Origin of the sequence: Sediminispirochaeta smaragdinae DSM 11293, assembly GCF_000143985.1 — a bacterium.
GTDB classification, from domain to species: Bacteria; Spirochaetota; Spirochaetia; order DSM-16054; family Sediminispirochaetaceae; genus Sediminispirochaeta; species Sediminispirochaeta smaragdinae.
The window spans coordinates 4,584,812-4,602,390 of sequence record NC_014364.1; the positions used below are offsets into that span (position 1 = coordinate 4,584,812).

At 41.9% G+C, this 17,579-nt stretch carries 17 protein-coding genes; all 17 read right to left on the bottom strand.

The window, feature by feature from the left end; translation table 11 throughout:
- Positions 1-9 precede the first annotated feature (9 nt).
- Positions 10-1,347 (bottom strand): capsule assembly Wzi family protein, encoded by a 1,338-nt coding sequence (locus SPIRS_RS21350; protein ID WP_245537649.1) that lies wholly within the window; start codon positions 1,345-1,347, stop codon positions 10-12.
- Between the two features lie 88 nt (positions 1,348-1,435).
- Entirely contained in the window at positions 1,436-2,317 is an 882-nt protein-coding gene (rfbD, locus tag SPIRS_RS21355; protein ID WP_013256775.1) for a dTDP-4-dehydrorhamnose reductase, read from the bottom strand.
- Positions 2,314-2,871, bottom strand: coding sequence for a dTDP-4-dehydrorhamnose 3,5-epimerase (gene rfbC, locus SPIRS_RS21360; RefSeq protein ID WP_013256776.1), 558 nt, complete (start codon positions 2,869-2,871; stop codon positions 2,314-2,316). The genes rfbD and rfbC overlap by 4 nt, the downstream gene beginning before the upstream one ends.
- 13 nt (positions 2,872-2,884) lie before the next feature.
- Positions 2,885-3,640 carry a glycosyltransferase domain-containing protein gene (locus tag SPIRS_RS21365; RefSeq protein ID WP_013256777.1) on the bottom strand — a complete coding sequence of 252 codons (756 nt, stop codon included), beginning with the start codon at positions 3,638-3,640 and terminating at the stop codon, positions 2,885-2,887.
- A gap of 36 nt (positions 3,641-3,676) precedes the next feature.
- Complete coding sequence (locus SPIRS_RS21370) at positions 3,677-4,687, bottom strand: NAD-dependent epimerase/dehydratase family protein (protein ID WP_013256778.1); 1,011 nt, start codon at positions 4,685-4,687, stop codon at positions 3,677-3,679.
- Positions 4,684-5,499, bottom strand: a complete 816-nt coding sequence (locus SPIRS_RS21375; RefSeq protein WP_013256779.1) for a DUF6675 family protein — start codon at positions 5,497-5,499, stop codon at positions 4,684-4,686. Before SPIRS_RS21375 ends, SPIRS_RS21370 begins: the two co-directional genes overlap by 4 nt.
- A 56-nt stretch (positions 5,500-5,555) precedes the next feature.
- On the bottom strand, positions 5,556-7,304 hold the full coding sequence (locus tag SPIRS_RS21380) for a hypothetical protein (RefSeq protein WP_013256780.1): 1,749 nt from the start codon (positions 7,302-7,304) through the stop codon (positions 5,556-5,558).
- A complete protein-coding gene (locus SPIRS_RS21385; protein WP_041866163.1) occupies positions 7,295-8,551 on the bottom strand; it encodes a glycosyltransferase family 39 protein in 1,257 nt (418 codons plus the stop codon). Before SPIRS_RS21385 ends, SPIRS_RS21380 begins: the two co-directional genes overlap by 10 nt.
- Positions 8,532-9,674: a glycosyltransferase gene (locus SPIRS_RS21390; protein WP_013256782.1), complete on the bottom strand. Its 1,143-nt coding sequence runs from the start codon at positions 9,672-9,674 to the stop codon at positions 8,532-8,534. The genes SPIRS_RS21385 and SPIRS_RS21390 overlap by 20 nt, the downstream gene beginning before the upstream one ends.
- Positions 9,671-10,744 (bottom strand): hypothetical protein, encoded by a 1,074-nt coding sequence (locus tag SPIRS_RS21395; RefSeq protein ID WP_013256783.1) that lies wholly within the window; start codon positions 10,742-10,744, stop codon positions 9,671-9,673. The genes SPIRS_RS21390 and SPIRS_RS21395 overlap by 4 nt, the downstream gene beginning before the upstream one ends.
- Complete coding sequence (locus SPIRS_RS21400) at positions 10,741-11,463, bottom strand: peptidoglycan bridge formation glycyltransferase FemA/FemB family protein (RefSeq protein ID WP_013256784.1); 723 nt, start codon at positions 11,461-11,463, stop codon at positions 10,741-10,743. The genes SPIRS_RS21395 and SPIRS_RS21400 overlap by 4 nt, the downstream gene beginning before the upstream one ends.
- Positions 11,460-12,212 (bottom strand): DUF2334 domain-containing protein, encoded by a 753-nt coding sequence (locus tag SPIRS_RS21405; RefSeq protein WP_013256785.1) that lies wholly within the window; start codon positions 12,210-12,212, stop codon positions 11,460-11,462. The genes SPIRS_RS21400 and SPIRS_RS21405 overlap by 4 nt, the downstream gene beginning before the upstream one ends.
- On the bottom strand, positions 12,202-13,224 hold the full coding sequence (locus SPIRS_RS21940; protein WP_083771520.1) for a glycosyltransferase family 2 protein: 1,023 nt from the start codon (positions 13,222-13,224) through the stop codon (positions 12,202-12,204). The genes SPIRS_RS21405 and SPIRS_RS21940 overlap by 11 nt, the downstream gene beginning before the upstream one ends.
- On the bottom strand, positions 13,182-14,102 hold the full coding sequence (locus SPIRS_RS21945; RefSeq protein ID WP_013256787.1) for an alpha-1,2-fucosyltransferase: 921 nt from the start codon (positions 14,100-14,102) through the stop codon (positions 13,182-13,184). The genes SPIRS_RS21940 and SPIRS_RS21945 overlap by 43 nt, the downstream gene beginning before the upstream one ends.
- Positions 14,103-14,105: 3 nt before the next feature.
- The gene (locus SPIRS_RS21420) at positions 14,106-15,434 is read right to left on the bottom strand and encodes a nucleotide sugar dehydrogenase (protein WP_013256788.1); all 1,329 of its coding nucleotides are present in this window, start codon (positions 15,432-15,434) and stop codon (positions 14,106-14,108) included.
- A gap of 1 nt (position 15,435) precedes the next feature.
- On the bottom strand, positions 15,436-16,650 hold the full coding sequence (locus SPIRS_RS22465; protein ID WP_013256789.1) for a glycosyltransferase: 1,215 nt from the start codon (positions 16,648-16,650) through the stop codon (positions 15,436-15,438).
- Positions 16,620-17,369, bottom strand: coding sequence for a glycosyltransferase family 2 protein (locus tag SPIRS_RS21430; RefSeq protein ID WP_013256790.1), 750 nt, complete (start codon positions 17,367-17,369; stop codon positions 16,620-16,622). The genes SPIRS_RS22465 and SPIRS_RS21430 overlap by 31 nt, the downstream gene beginning before the upstream one ends.
- Positions 17,370-17,579: the final 210 nt, after the last annotated feature.

Sequence of the window (17,579 nt, forward strand, 5' to 3'; positions counted from 1 at the left end):
GCTTTTGGGTCAGAAATTCCATTCTGCCGAAATCAGAAGACCAAAGGAATCTTTCAATGATCCAAAATCATACCCCAAGCCTATTCGACCGGATAGATAGCCATAATTAAACAAACTCTTACGCTCCAATTCGAAATAGGTATGTATGAGATATTCTTCCCTGTCATACAAGCTTACAAGATTATTGTCAGCATCAAGAACATATGCCGGATAATAGCGGGCAAAAGAACAGAGCGCGGTATATTCAAGAAGGGCTGCGATGCTCCCATGTATTCCCACATGATGGATCTTCATACGGTTGTTGGCAATTTTTAGATCTTCATCAGACCCAATAGTAGAAAAGAAGCTGTTTCCAATCACCGAATTGAGGTGGGTCCAACCATTCTGATAAAACCAGTTGTCGTAGTAACGATCAAAACCGCCTAAGATTTCATCACCAATATTATGAACATCACCACTTTGGTCAGTAGTTTGTACATACTCATATAGGAACGTATCAACATAAGGAAAGGGCAGATGTTCGATCGAAAGCCCCCATAGGCCATCAATTCCATTCTGAAAGAATTTCAATCCGCTACGATCTTCAAAAAAGTGCTGGTAATAGGCGTGCAGGTCAAGACCTGCGATCTCGCCATAAATTCCGAAATCCCAGATACCGAGATGATTGCCCAACCTATTGAGCTGTTCATTTGTAGGGGCATCGTCGCCCCCTTCGTCTGCGAAAAAGATACGCCAGAAATTCTCCCAGGTGATACCGCCGTCTTCTCCTATATCATTTGAACCACCCCACATGGCTTCATGAACCAAGCCGACATAGGGTGAAATTCCAAAGGGAAGATTTACCTTCCCGTAAAAAGCCTTTTCATGCAGCAAAATACCGTCCGTATAACGGTCTCCCTGAAACCAACCATGGGAGATTAATCCCTTTACCTCAAGGATATTGCGTGTAAAGGGAACAGGAACATAGTCGAAAAAACCGGCACTTATGCGTGGTATTGGTGATGCATGTTCGCTTACCACCATTGAACCAGTGGAAAGAGGTTCATACACGTCGCCCAAGGTTTGCCTTTTTTTTCCGGCATACACCGAAAAGCCGTAGAGGTTGAACTGGTAGTATAATTCTTCGATCGATATACTCGAAGATTCAGATACATTAGTCGCGACATCAAAACCGTAGATGAAGCTGATTATGTCGTTTATTGTAAAAAGTTGAGCAAATGAGATGTCTATTACATCCTGTATATCCGTATCTTCGGTTGTACCCCAGCTATTGGCAGTAAGCCAATGGGGAAGATCATCGTCCGATCCCCAAAGAAAGCTATTTTCAATTTGTATCGTTGCAGGCAAGATTTCTGCAAAAGAAAACAGGGGATGAAAAAAAACAAGGCATATCAATATACATATTATTCTCCGCATAGAAACATTACCTATAATACTAATGTTGTTCGTTTATCATGCTCATGAACTCACCAAGGCTCTCTTGCCATGGTTTTGTCTTTATACCGAAAGCCGCTTCAGTTGCAACCGTCGATAATACAGACCATTTTGGTCGTTTCGCCCGAGAAGCAAATTCATCGCTGGTGCAAGGTTCGATTAAAACTCGTTTTTTTTGGATACCCAATTCTTGCGCTAAACGGGCAATTTCCAAACTGAATTCATACCAACTAGCTTGCCCTCCCCCACAAAAATGGTATACCCCATAGTTATCGGAATTCCTTTCGATTATTTCGACAAGGAATTCGGCCATTACACGGCTCCAAGTCGGGCAGCCAATTTGATCCCGGACAACTTTGACCATGCTGCGTTCTTTGAATAGCTGCAGCATACTGAATACAAAATTCTTTCCCCACGTACCATAGAGCCAGGCTGTACGAATTATAAAGGCACGTCGAGTTGCCTTCTTTATTGCAAACTCCCCAGCCAATTTGGTCCGGCCGTACACACACTCAGGAGCAGTAGGATCACGTTCCTCCAGCGGCCTGTCAATCGAATCCCCTGTAGAACCAAATACGTAATCGGTTGAGACGTGAATAATCCTCGCACCGATTTCTTCAGCTGCCATTCCTAAATAGCGAGGTCCTAAAACGTTCAATTTTTCCGCAGCCTCAGGTTCATCTTCAGCCTTATCTACAGCGGTGTAGCCCACACAATTAATAATCCAATCAATGCTATTTTGTCGTGCTACAAATTTTTTTACGACCTCACTATCAGTGATATCAACTTCAATATCGGTACCGATACATTGCAGCTGCTTCCTTTCCAGAACATCAGAAACCTCCCGACCAAGTAACCCCTTGCATCCAACTAACCATATCATACGTATGGTTCTTCCAAGTCGCTAAGCCATGGGAGCCCTCTATCTTTTTCCGAAATCAAAACTTCGTCTTCACTAATAGGCCACTTAATACCTATGTCAGGATCGTTCCACCGTATCCCTCCGTCGCTTTCTGGAGCGTATTCAGCAGTTACTTTATAGACCGACTCTGCGGTATCGCTTAATACAGCGAAACCATGAGCAAAGCCTGGCGGCAAAAAAAACATGAGCCTGTTCTCTGCAGAAAGTTCCAGGCCATACCATTGTTTATAGGTAGGAGACCCAACCCGCAAATCAACGGCAACATCCCACACCACCCCAGCGACACAGCGGACCAACTTGCCCTGACTATAAGGGTTCTTCTGAAGATGTAGTCCTCGGATTACGTTTTTTCGTGATCGACTGTGATTATCTTGCACAAATATCTCATGAATACCGGCCGTCTGAAATGCAGATGCTTTATACGTTTCCATGAAAAATCCCCGCTCATCCACAAAGGCATGTGGTTTTACAACGACAAGCCCTTCAATGGCCAACCTTTTGAATTCAAACGGCATTACAATCCCCCCGTCATAAAATGCTGCAATTTTTTTCTCTAAAACGATATAATCGCCACGTAATTCTTTTCTTCAGGATTCGATATTGTCTTTTTATTATACCAATTGCTTTAGTATCGTGTTGCCACCATCTGAAATACCTATTGGGCAATCGTATATCCAATGCAATTGCTTTCACGGTTATACCTGTTTGCCATTGGCAAAAAGGGAAACATATTTGATCTCTTTTTGACCATCTCTGCAATTGTTCCCACCAGCAATCCATGAGCTTTATTACCGCAGGATCATTATGCCTCCGCATTAAAAGGTTATTCTCGGTCAATCCCCAGTTCCGAGGAAATCCGGCAGCCTCGTAGTAGGCCAATTGATCGAGAACATCTTTTTGAGGAGCCTTATTGATCTTGATACAATATTCGCCCTCTTCATAAGCACAGTTTTTCATGCGGTGCTGGGGTGCAGCAATCCTCTCTTGTAACAAAATAGTATCTAATAGGCGGGAAGGATCCTGCAAAAGTTCAATATTCCCGTCTATATATAATGATTTCTCATATTGTCCTAGTACAACATGCGGATGAATCTTAAGAAACCTATTGCGCATAACAGCATCAAATCTGTCGTCAGAAAAAGGTATGAGCGTCCACCCCTGATATTTTTTCCTTTTATCACATGTAGTAAAACATACAAAATCGCAATGAGCCGTATGAAATTTGATGGGCCTTAAACGATCGTAATTATCGAAGATTGCGGTATATACGACATTGCGTGCCAAGATTGCTATCCCGCTTTGCGATTCATTATGGACACGCTACTCACCGTAAAACTCTCGATACCATTCAACAAACTGCGCGATCCCCGCTTCCACAGGCGTAGAGGGCCTGTAGGCGAAATCCCGTTCAAGGCAGGAGGTATCGGCCCAGGTGATGGGAACATCGCCTGGCTGTATGGGAAGTAAATTCCTTTGGGCCTTACGTCCGGAATATTTTTCAAGGAGGTCGATAAACTCCGAGAGATCGACAGGTTTTCCCCTCCCTATATTGTAGAGAGTGTGGGAACCATCATTTTTAGGAGAAGAAATAACCTGTACAACTCCCGAGACAATATCGTCGATATAGGTAAAATCCCGCTTCATATTACCATTATTGAATACCTTGATGGGCCTGCCTTCAAACATTGCGGAAAGAAAAAGCGTCGGAGCCATATCGGGACGCCCCCAAGGACCGTATACGGTAAAAAAGCGGAGCCCCACAGTAGAAAAGCCGTATAGGCGACTATAGGCAGATGCCATAAGCTCGTTGGCCTTTTTAGTTGCAGCGTACAAGCTGACCGGATTATCGACCCGATCGCTTTCCCGAAAAGGCACCGAACGATTTTCTCCATAGACACTGGAACTTGATGCGTACACAAGATACGAAACGTCGGCATGACGACACGCCTCAAGGATCGAAAGGAACCCAGTCAAATTGCTATCCGCATAAGCAAAAGGATTTTCCAGACTATAGCGAACCCCGGCCTGTGCCGCCAAGTTACAGACAACATCAAAATTCTCTTCCCGAAAAAGACGGGCAACAGCATCCCTATCTTCAAGGGCCAATTGCATAAAACGGTATTCGGGGTAACAGGAAGAACCTATCATTTTTCCATATTCCACACCCTCCTCCCCGATACCGGTCGTATGAAGGCGTGCATATTTCAAAGCTGTATCATAATAGTCATTAATCGAATCAATACCGACAACCGTCCATCCTGCATCAAGCAATGTACAGACGGTTGCATGACCGATAAACCCCGCCGCTCCCGTTACAAGTATCTTCTTCACTTCAGCCTCTTCATCAATTGGTCTTCCACCCATGTTGCCATCACATCCATCCGCTTTCCGAACATACTCGGCAAATGAATGGGAACACCAAGCTTTCTCGCTCCCGGTTCTTCTTCGACTTGACTTGCACTGTACACATACAGATATCCATCGGCAGTGAACATCAACATTTCGCTTCGAGTTCCTCCGGCTTTCAGAACAGGGACAATGGCGTACCACATCCGTTCAATATTTGTCGAACGAAAACTAAGAAAGTCGTCACCAACCTCAATTTCTTCCTTCAAAACGGTTCCGGAAAAATTCGCCTCGTCAACATATTGGTAGTATGAAATTGACTGAGGTACATCCTCAGGCGTGTAGGAAAAAGAATCCTTCCTTTTCCCCTTCTTATCCGAAATATATGTCTCCTCAAACAAAACGACATCCTCATCCCGCCTGGAACTGTGGTAGGTATAACCTACTTGTGTTTCCGGAGTGCCAAGAACGTTCACCACTGCGGTAAAAAGTTCCCTATCCGAAAGATCCAATTGGGCAGGGAGCTTTATACGATACAGTTTCTGAACCGTAACCTCCGGCCGGTAGTCGAAAAAACGCTCTCGCAGGGCATCGGCACCAGGCACATCAGGAAGCAATGTCAGGATAGGTATCTCTCCTTCTTCCCAACGAATCGTATCATGCAGAGGATAATCGCCATCAGGATGATCGGATAGTAAAGAGAAAGGGACCGCGAAAAGGGGAGTTCCCATTGCAAGAAAGAGAATCAGAGAAAAAAAGACAACGGAATACCCAATGTTAATGTGTTGCTGTTTCATAGTGTAAAAGTAACACAAAAAGTCTATAGATTACTATTACAATTCTCCAGACGATTCTAAAATCGAGGATGCTTGGATTGAGTTGATGCCGGAAGTAATATCTCAAACATATCATTATTCCAGACAGCCTCGTAGCGGTTCCTTTGAATAAAATCATTCATAAGATTACGAACGCCAACGGCCTCCCTTTTTGAAGATAATGGCCCATTGTTCGGCCAACCTTTACGGGTATCATGCAAAGCACGAATCATTGGCGGGTAGCTCGTAGTTGTCGCTTCAATTTTTTGCAATAATTGGCGAAAATAGTCCGGTTCATAAAGAACGGGCCAAGGGTTATGTAAATAGGGGCGCGTTCTTAATATATAATGAAAGATTCCGATACTCTCTAAAGTTATCAATTCATCACCAGGTGCCACATAATTATGTAATTGTGCAACGGCTTCATCTATAAGATGAGCGCGTGTTTTCGTGGTATAAACCCCTCTCAAAGAGGAATCTGTCATCCCTGTAGTAAGCAATCGACGGTTATGTGAGTCACGATAAATACCATTGTATAAATCGATCCCCCCAAGTGGTAAAACTATTGCTATGAGGATTACAGGAACAACGGCACATACCGATCTACCACGACTTTCGGTCTGAAAAAAAACACTGTCGGAAGTGGATAAAATTGCAAGCACAACAGGAATGGATAAGGTAAAACCATAACTAGAAACCTTGAGGCCAGTGTCGGAACCTACAGAAAGAGCAAGAAGTAAACAGATAGAAACCATAGCCAAAAGTGTTCTTTCCGAACCAAAACGCTTCGGGAAAAATATTGGAATCCCACAAATAAGATAGCACACCCCAGAAAGGCCCCAAATACCAGTCCGCACCGAAAGCCTGCTATCAACGAAAAAGGAGGTAGTAATAATCAAAGCGAAGAAAAAATATTTTATTATCACATGCTTGCTATCATCAATAGTAGCCAGCACAGCAGAAAAGAGTCCAGCAACCGAAATAATGCCGATACCAACTAATAATGCTTGCAGATTTTGACGTATAAACCTTGTAAACATTCGAAATGGACCATAGGAATCATGGACTGAAGACTTCAGAAAAAGAAGGGACAAAGACTCGTGATATAATTCCAAATGACCCATCAAATACATGATACCAACAATGATAAGCAGCATGGCAAGAACACCGATACAATAGCCTAAAAAAATCCGTACCCCCTTACGTTGATCAAGACCAAGGGAAAAAATCGCATAAGGAATGCACATAAGCATGCCAATGCCAAGTATTCCTGATAAACGTGCGAAGGTAGCAAGAATTACGGCCATTCCGCTAGTTAAAGCCCGTGCAAAGCCTCCGGATGTTATCGATTTTACAAGCGCCACGCCGGAAACAATAAGAAAGAACGCCGAGGTATTATTATAATGGACAATGGTGATTTTTCCGGCAAACGCATAACAAAGACCGAGAAACAACCCGAGGTAAAGCATGTTCGGAGTCAAATAATCACGTAAAGTATAATAAACAATGGCGGCCGAAGCCCAAAAAAGAAGCACCGCTCCAAGCTTCATTCCGTAAAGACCAAGGCCCGAAAATACCTTCATGCAAAGACCACCGAGAATATTTGTCAACCAGAGATGAAACCAGTATGAAACAGAATCGGGTGCAGAAAAAATATTTCGATAGTTAGCAAGCAGCCAACCGGTATCGGTAAAATCAAGGCCCTGGAACATTAAAGCCAAAGGAACTGTGATAACGGCAGCGAGAGCCAAAAGCCCCCCTGCATTTTGCAAACGGTTCAGTGACATATTGTTCCGCCTTTTACAAACAGCATCATATGGCCAACAAGGAAGAATATCAAAACATAGCCATACACGCTTTTAAACCACTGTTCACTCAAAATACAGGTAACATGCCCGGATAGGTCTCCCGCGTATGTATCTGAGGTAAAACGCATGGGGGCTCTATTTTCTATAATCGAAATCATCGATGGGAAAAAAAGCATCATTCCCGATAAGGCGTATTTATTATCACGAGTAGACCATATGGAAAGCACAAGCAGGAAAAAAACACCGAGTACGGCGAGGAGCCTACGGTACTCCGGATGGTGACGCGTTTCCGCTATCAAGGTAAAACAGAACAGAACCAAAGCAAAGCCGAGCAACGTGTCTGCATAGATAATATGAAACTCATTCATAGCCAAGCCTAGGGCAGCCAACAAGAAAATGAAAAAAGGTATAAACACACGACGGGGTAGCCGATCGGCAAGGAAACCAACGCCTGTTATCCCTAAACAGAAGGCAAGCCCCATATAAAGGGAACGGCCCCAATCCACTATGAAACGTTTTCGTGTCATATACCATCCAAAAACCGCTTTTTTATCCCCTAACTCACCATACCAGTTTGCCAGACCGGAAAGAAAATCAGGCAAACGTTCTAAGAGTGCCAAGGTCCCGACGGCTGCCGCAAAAAAAACAAACAGCCCCAAAAGCATTATGAGGCTTTGAAGCAATCGTCGCCCCAAAGGCTTGGAGCGAAAGAAAAAAGGCGGAATGCAGAGAGCAAGTACGAAAGCAAGATTTACGATTTTTATTCCTGTAGCCATCCCGATGATCATTCCCGACAGAAATAAATAGGACATATTACGTTCTGTATTCGATGAACGAAGCAACAGATAGAGCAGAATCGAGGCTGTTACCATCGTAAGCATATCAGGAACTGAAAAGAAGCAAGACCCTCCAAAGAAAAAGATACCGCCCACCCATATCCCAATGATAATAGCCTCAGGAGAAGCAATATCTCTGTTTACAGAGAAAGAAACAATAACGATACAAACGTACCCAGCCAGAATTGCTACTATGAAAGCAATGGTGTATGCAACAGGAGAAAGATTTGCCATTCCGGTTCCTATCATCCAAAGGAAAGGAAAAACCGGCTCATAATGTACGCCCGGCAATGTCGAACCCCTTATCACCCAGCAGAAAAGCATAAGTAGGGGAAGAATGGCTAAAGAGTAATACGCTAAGCGATTCGATTTAATAACTGATTTTTGCATTATTCTTTTTTGCTCCACACTCAATAAGCAAATTTTCCCATTGTGCATCTATCTTATGCTCATCAAACCGGCCAACAGATTTTTTTCCTGCAAAAGCAAGCCTTTCCCTTTTCTTATGATCTTTGATAATACGTTCCAACGAAACGGCAAGCTTTTCTGTATCTAATTCAGGAACCAAGATACCATTTATCTCATGTTCAATGATCTCCCCAGGCCCGTATGGGCAGTCGAAACTTACAACGGGCAGCCCACATGCCATTGCTTCAATTAATACATTTCCGAATGCTTCAGACCGTGAAGAAAGCACATACAAATCACAGGCACGAAAATAATCATAAATGTTTTTTTTCCGTCCAGGCATAGCAATTCTATGTGTTAATCCCTCTTTTTCAATCAGTTTTAAGAGTTTTTCTCGCTGTTCGCCATCACCTAAAATAAGCAGATTCCAACCGGTACATTTTTCTGCAATTTGTGCAAAAGATTTGATGAGGAGATCAAAGCCTTTTACCGGGTGCAGTCGCCCAGCAGAAACAATTATACCTTTGATATGGTCAGGATCCTGATACATCGTTTTTATGGTTGCTCGCGTATCTTCACATTCTTTTAGAGGGCGAGAAACCATAACAGAATTTGCTATAACATGTATTTTCTTTCTTGGTAGGATATGAGCCATATCATCCACAGCGGCCTTTGTCATGACTACAATTGCAGTAGCCTTGGAATAAAGCAACCTCCTCAATCCTCTTGCAAGAAAAGAGTTATCACTACGATTTACAATGCTTCGTTCAGATATAACAATCGGAATCCTTTTTAATGCCAAAATTGAAAGAATATTTGCTTTTAATAAGAACGAAAGAATACATTCCGGTTTATACTCAGTCGAAATGGTCCGTATTTGATGAATTATGTCAATATAGATATTAAACTTATACCATTTTCGTTTTTCAAATCCCAAATCAAATCTATTAATTTCAGGTGTAAGCGTATAGGCATCGTTTTTTTTTGATGTGAGGGTAATTACAACGACTTCATGTCCGTTTTTTTTTAAATACTCAATTATATGTATGAAGGTTCTTTCAGCTCCTCCTCCGGCAAAAGAGGGAATAATAGCAAGAATTCTCATCTCACCCCCTCAATTTCTTTCAGGATTTCTCCTAAACGAGAATCAAGATGGTCAAATGCATCTAAATATGCTTCAGCAGCATAACTGCTTATTTGCACATAATCATGGGGCCGATTGATGACTCTTTCTGCAGTGGCATATAAATCATGCCCCTCCCAGTCCACTGGGATATACGTTTTATTTGCTATATATACATTTGGCCAAGTAGTCACATGATCCATGTTAGGCTTAATCAAAATTGATCGGTTCAAGATAGCCTCAAAATCTCTAAAACAGATTTCGCCCCAGCCAAAGGGGCTAAATACGGCACGCACGTGCCGAAGTTCACGGTTATACGCTTTAAGAGAAATTCTTCCCTGGAGGAACAAAGGGCTGCCGGAGTAAACAGATTGATAAATCTTACGATGCTGGGCAACAGACTCGCGATCAAAATTCATCCCAAGGCGTGCACTTACCGCGTTGATAGTTTTTTTTGTCGGTCTGTATCGACGCGGATCATTATACATCTGCCGTATTCCATGCAGACCGAATATAGGATGCCAACGGCGTATAATGGCATTTCGTAATCGCATTTTGGGAAAGCAACCAACACCAAGGTTCCAAGAAAGGCGAAGTTTTCTCCGCTGGCCATCGTCTAATGCAGGCCGAATAGATTCCACGCTGTCGGAAACTTTATACTGGTGATGATAATAATCAGCATATATCCTTTTTCCGTAAACCGGGACTGCATAGTCTTCTATATTGCTACGAAGTTGCTTTTTGTAATAGAGATCAACGTAATCAAAAGCAATAGGATTCACTTCATCGGCACTGGCCGTATCATCAAAATAGATTATGCGTTTAAAACGATCTCGCAAGCGTTTCCAAATCTCTGTATTCTGAGCAATATCTCTTCGTTTAAAATAACGGATAAGAAGCAATGTTGGTTGTGTTGATTTATTCAGAATGTAATCAAGATCTTCCGTAAAATAAAATCTACTACGGTATCGTTTAGATCTCAATATCGGATATAGGCTATGAAGTAGCGTTATGTCATCACCCAAATAGAGTACACAAATATCGCTTTTCATTTACCTATTTTCCTGTAGAGTCGATAAAGCCGTGAATTATAAGAATTTTCCTGAACGACTACTCCACCGAATGCAGATTTAAAATTGCTGATTCCCTTTTTTTCGGGATCATTTGTATCTTTTGCGTAACCGCCGAAATCAAATACCTGGAGCCCCATTTCTTTAAAGTGTTGCATCTCTTTCCAATGCCCAAGCCTGTTTGCACGCCCAATAAGGTTTTGATCGAACTTTTCATTCAATCGAACGGAAGCTCCATATAAAAATCTAGCACGTTTTTCTTCGAGATCGATAAGGTAGGCATGGGTCACAACAACATCATCATGTAAAACCACTTCATATATATTGAGATGAGTTTTCTCTGCCGTCAACACGTTATCACGAAGAGTCGGAAGGCCCTTTTCTTGGGCAAAATTATTATAAAACCGTTGAAAAGCCTTTGTATCCTTTGTCTCTCGCCAGGAAAAATCATCCTTTTCGGCTCTCCGAAGCTGATATCGCATATTTTTATGCATGGCTTTAAGAATAATCTCTGTATCCAGCGTTAGGTCAATAAGTAAAGTGAAACGCCGATCACAGGAAAAAAGGAGAGAAGGCGGAACCGCATTTCCAAGATATTGTCGTAAGGAAGTAAATCCGAAGGCGTCACGATACGACCAAGAACGAGCAAACCATTTTCGGGTAAAGGTCATACCAACTTTCTTTCGTATCGTTTGTATCACTTCAACCTCCGTAGACAAGCCTTTACATTTCGACGTAAAAAAAATTTCCAAGTAAATAATATATCGATCAATCTCTTCCGTTGAGAAGCAGGTACTATATCTGAGACTGAAATAAACTGCTCAGCATGCTGTTTACAAAAATCTTCCAGACGATCGAACTCATCACCATTCATATTGTTCGGATGAAGGCAGATCGTCCAAACCCCACAATTTCGTTCAACAGGTCCCCATAGTTGCTGTGGAATCCAGCTAAAGCCTAAATACATAAACGGCTGCAAAGCAAGTCCATCGCTGATCACTCTTATTGGCGTTTCAGCCTTTAACGCCCGTAGCGTATCACGATCAAAGCCATGGGCCGGGGCGACCCACACGGTTGGAATTACACCCTTTTCAGCCAGAATCGAATATCCGGTACCGATCATTAGCTTCTGTTCTGATAGATCCTTACCGACAAACTCCGAACGACGGTTGATAGGCACAAGGCCTCCGAAAGACTGGTGCAATACATGCTGGTATCCATGAAGCGCAATATCCCATCCTCTATCCTTCCATCCCTTGACACGCGGCCAAAAGAAAGGGTCCTCCGCCTCTTTTGCAAGCTTGGGATCTCGATTGTCGGGAACCACCGCAACCAAAGGTTTAATGCCACAAGCATTAACAATTGTTTCAACTTTTCCCCATTTGCTTCGATCCATACAGGGATTTGCATCATCCAAACGAAGGATATACTGTGGTGTCTTATTTTTCATGTTTGCTAAACGCTCTTTTTATACGACGAAAAATACGAATCATTCCTCGAATAATACAGCCGGGGAACATGACAACAAGAAAGTAAAAACAATAACGAAAGGGGTTCCCAAAAAACGAAAGGGCGGAAAGGTCGTTTAGGCTGAGTTCTCCACCACGAATTTTATCTTTCACAGCGCCGCGTTTATAATGATTTTTTAGACGTAAAAGCCAGTAATATTCTACATAGTTCTTACTATTCCATGACGATAATAGGAAATCACCAATCGTTGAATCGATGCAATGTTCCATGCATTTTTTAACAGTATGTGTAACCATATTTACCGAATTCCTGTAATAGGTTGCCCCAATATAGGGAGACCAGGCAACATCGGTATTACGAACAATACGAAGCCAAAGATCAGAATCACCACCACGTCGACACCGCCCCTCAGGAAACATACCAACACGCCGAAATAATTCCTTTCGTACGACAACCACAGATGTCCATAGAGGTGATCGCCTTGCACAAGTTTCCTTCATATAGGTCAAGAAACCAATAACATGTTTCCCATTCTTCTTATACTTCTTTCCATAAGGCCATTCATATTTTTTTCCATTGACTTCCATCGAATCATAATGAGCACAGCAGCAATGAACTCTTGGAAAGAATTGTATAAGATCAGCAATCGTTTCAAGAAATTCTGGATTCCACTGGTCATCCGCATCCAAAAAAGCAATCCACTCACTGCGTGCCTCACGAATACCAAGATTTCGTGCTGCATAACCGCCGGGACCGGGCTCTGCCCTTGAAAACTTCCTGATACGACTATCAGAGAAGTTTTCAATTTCTGCCTTACTACCATCTGTCGAAGCATCATCAATTATCAACAGCTCAAAATCTGTATAGGTCTGATTGAGTACGGATGCTATTGCACGATGAATATGCGGACGTTTATTATAAACAGGAATAACAACAGAAAAAAACACAATCAGCCTGCTTTGGTCGGCTGCACTGTAGAATGTGTCATCCAAGGACTTTCAAAGACATCCTTAAAATCTTCCAAACAAAGAACATGATCAGGATCTTCAATCGCAAAAAGAGGGCTATATGATAAAAACGATGCCCATCGAGAGTATGAACTTGGAGGACCTATAAGATAATCACATTCAGCCAATGCATAGAGATCTTCTATTTCTGAACCAGGGCCCATAATGCAATCAGCATCGCCCCCAACAGACACATCAACCGACTCATTCGAGCAGATCAGGAAGCGAACCCTTTTCCCACTGAATAGGTTTTTTGCCTGGGCAATAAACCGAGTATACACATCATCTTCAAAGTAATATTGACCTCCACGCCATGTTTTGTAGTCACCACGGCGAATGTGGACGCCAATAACAATCTCTACATCCTTTCTCATGCCTTTACTAAAGCTTTTGATTTTCTCTGCATACTCATCGGAAAGAACGAATAATGGAGCAATTTCATTTCGATATTTCTTCAGTCCTTTCACATCATGATAAAAGTAGTTACGAATGAAACAGAACGGCTTTTTTAGCTGCCGAACAATGTCTTTTTGGGAAATATCAAATATTTCACTATGTGTCGCAATAAGTCCAGTTCTCAACATTCCATAGCGGGATTTGTTCTTCAAAACCATTCTTCCCAATTTATTTAATAGCACATAACAGAAATTCCTTTGATGTGCTTTTTGTTGGCTATACCTTCTTACAAATGTGCACGGAAAACGGGGGCAGAGAGAACCAGCAAAATTTTTGAAATAGAGAGCATATTCATCCAACGAAGGACAAAGGACTGTAAACTTATGCTCCATAGCGGATGAAATAAAATGAGCAAACAAAAAAAGCCGGTTTGCAAGTTGCCCCGGCTTATTCATCAAAATAACCATGGCTTAACTTTTTACTACATTCGAGAAATTTTTCCTATACCGCCCACGGGTATCAACAATCAACTTTGCCTCTCGCTGAAGCAAATCATAATCAAAGTCGTCATGATCTGTTGCAATAATGATGCAATCAGCCGCCCGAATGTATTCCATTGTAAAGGGGGTAGCTTCCAAATCAAAATGGTGCTCTCGCATCCTTGGAAACTTAGGATAGAAGTGATCAATATAGCCGTAATCCGCCCCCTTGTCCCGTAAAAGTTCCAACAACCGGACAGAGGGGGATTCCCTTATATCATCAATGTTCTTCTTATAAGCAAGCCCTAATACCAAGATTCTTGATCCTTTCATCGCCTTACCCTGTTCGTTTAAGGCTTCCATGGTTTTATTTATAACCCACTCAGGCATGGCGGCATTTACTTCACCTGCAAGCTCAATAAAACGAGTGTTTACCTCGTACGCTCTTGCTTTCCAGGTTAAATAAAAAGGATCGATAGGAATGCAGTGTCCACCAAGCCCGGGTCCAGGGTAAAACGGAGTAAAGCCAAAAGGTTTTGAAGCTGCCGCCTCAATAACCTCCCAAATATCAATGCCCATACGATCCGCTATTATTTTCATTTCATTCACAAGGCCGATATTAACAGCCCGATAAATATTCTCCAAAAGTTTGGTTAATTCGGCAGCTTTTGTGGAAGAGACAGGGACCACCTTCTCAATGACGGCCCCATACAGTGCTTTTCCCACTTCCAAACATGATGGTGTTGTTCCGCCAACGACCTTCGGTATGGTCGCGGTATTAAATTTCTTGTTACCGGGGTCTTCCCTCTCCGGAGAATATACAAGGAACAAATCGTTTCCTACCTGAAATCCTCTGTCTTCCTCAAGACGAGATCGGAGTTCCTCTTCGGTGGTACCAGGGTACGTTGTACTTTCAAGGCTGATAAGCTGTCCTTTCCGGACATAGGGCAGCATGGCTTCAAAGGTGTTGATAACAAATGACAAATCAGGTTCACGGTACTTATCCAAAGGAGTAGGGACACAGAGAATGAGAGCATCAGGTTCAGTCGTACGAGAAAAATCAGATGTAGCAGAAAGACGACCGGCCTTAACAGCATTGTTCACCCGCTCAGATCCGATGTGTTTAATGTAAGATGTACCGGCAGAAATCAGATGTATCTTTTCTTGATCAATGTCAAAACCAAGAACGGAAAAACCCTTTTCAGCAAAGGTCAACCCCAAGGGAAGGCCGACGTAGCCAAGTCCCAATATACCAATACAAGCTTCTTTACTTAGAAATTTATTCTTTAACTCCTCAACATAATGCTTCTTATCCACCATCTTATGTAACCTCTTTTTCATGGATCAATTCATTAAACAATACAAGTATATTCGATACACCACGTTCCCACGTCCGATATTCATCATTCCTGAAGGCCGCCTCTCTCATCAACACATATTGTTTTTCATCTATGCATAAGGCTTGTTGTATAGCCTCCTCTACACTTCCGTCAATGGGAATTATCGCATCTTTGGCCAGATCAGCGGTGGTGCCGAACGTATTACCTATAACTGGCAAGCCGTACTGCATACAACTTCGTATTACGGCAGATGTAAGATATTGTTCTGCATCGCTGACCAGATAATCAGCAGCACAAAAGTAATCCCGCATCTCCGCAGGAGCAAGATAGCGTTCTACAATGCGAATATCCTTCGTCTTCTCTGATTTTATATATTTTATGCAACCTCGGCTGGCAATAAGGAGCTCCAAGTTAGTGTGATTTTTCTTTAATGCGTTAAATGCTTGTATTACCACTCTTGGATTACGATTACGTCTGGATGTTCCACTGTACAATAATACTATTTTTTCCTGACCTATGTGCAGTCTGGATCGTGCTACCTGCTTGTCAACTGCCTCATTGCTATTAAAATGCCCCATATAGCCGACTGCATATGGCTTTGGGGAACCATAGAAATCGAAAATAGACTTTACACAAGATTCTTCATGAACGATAATACCGCTAGCCAAAGAATATAGAGAGCGATGAAGATACTCATCGATATCCGACAAAAAAGAATCTGTATCTTTAACATTGTGAGATAGTAAATCATGCTGATGCCAAACAATTGGGACAGAAAGATCTCGAAGATCCCGGCACCAAGCATCTATCTCGCCATATGCAGTTTTTGTAATTCGCGATCGGACTATAGAGTTAGCCATTTGCATATAGAAGTGCAAGAAAATTTTATAAGTACCTCTAACTTTTGCTATTTTCCTTAGCCGGCAATGCAACGAACTACTGATTCCAACATGTTTATATCGCCAAGTGTCATACACACTTGGCGCCCAATGAAAGTAGAGGATATCAATATCTCTGAGCACTTTACTTCGAAAGGGGGATTCCAAATCTTTTTGTGTAATTGTTTTTACCACGGCTTGGTGGTTTAAGAATTCTTCTGAAAGCCGATGTAAGTGTGGATTAGCTTCCCGATCCCATAGGGAGTCTTTCGGTCCCGGACACATTCCTATTGTAAACAAAGTAGCTTCTTTCCCCATCTTCTGAGATTACTTATTTTTCTTCGAATATATTTAACTGGAAAATAAACTAAATAAAGCTTTTCTCTTTCTTTATTATGAATCCTCTTATACATTCTGCCAGTCGAAACGCCACCAATTGTAAAATTACTTATATTAACGTTCATATAGTAAGAAGTTATTTTTTTTCGGAATACTGCACGAAGCAACCATTCATAGTCGCCTACAATTCTTATACGGGAATTAAATTTTCCAACAACGCTAAAAACTTCTTTATCATAAAAAAGAGCCTGCTGTGTTATACAATTATCACGAAGAAAGTTTCTGATATCCTGGTTGGGCCTAAAATACTGATCTATATTCCCATCTCTGTTACGATAGAGCAAATTTCCATAATATATTTGTTTATTGGGCATATTATGAATTTGATCGGCCACAGACATAAGAACAGATTCATCACATAATGTATCATCGGCATTCAAGAAATTCAAATATTTCCCATTAGCCAGTTGTATACCTTTATTCATTGCATCATAGATACCATCATCTGACTCCGAGATTAACCCAAGTTTCCTTTGTTCGGCATATGGATTTACAATATCAAGAGTACCATCCGTAGAACCACCATCAACAATAATATATTCAAAATCAGTAAACGATTGATTGAGAACAGAATTAATTGTATTGGAGATTGTTGTTTTGGCGTTATAACAAACTGTAATGATTGAAAACAGTGGCATGTTCATATACCTTCAACACATGAGAATATACAGGGATTGCCTGTCAAACATTTTCTCCCGTTCAACTTTCCCAATTCGATAAAGAGGGAATAGAAGTTCACACTCTCATTGAGTACCCCCACGGGATTGTCAAAAACAACCAGATCTACCTGTTTACAACACAAAAGAACCCCGCACAGCACTTGTTTTGCGCATTTATTCGAGATATTA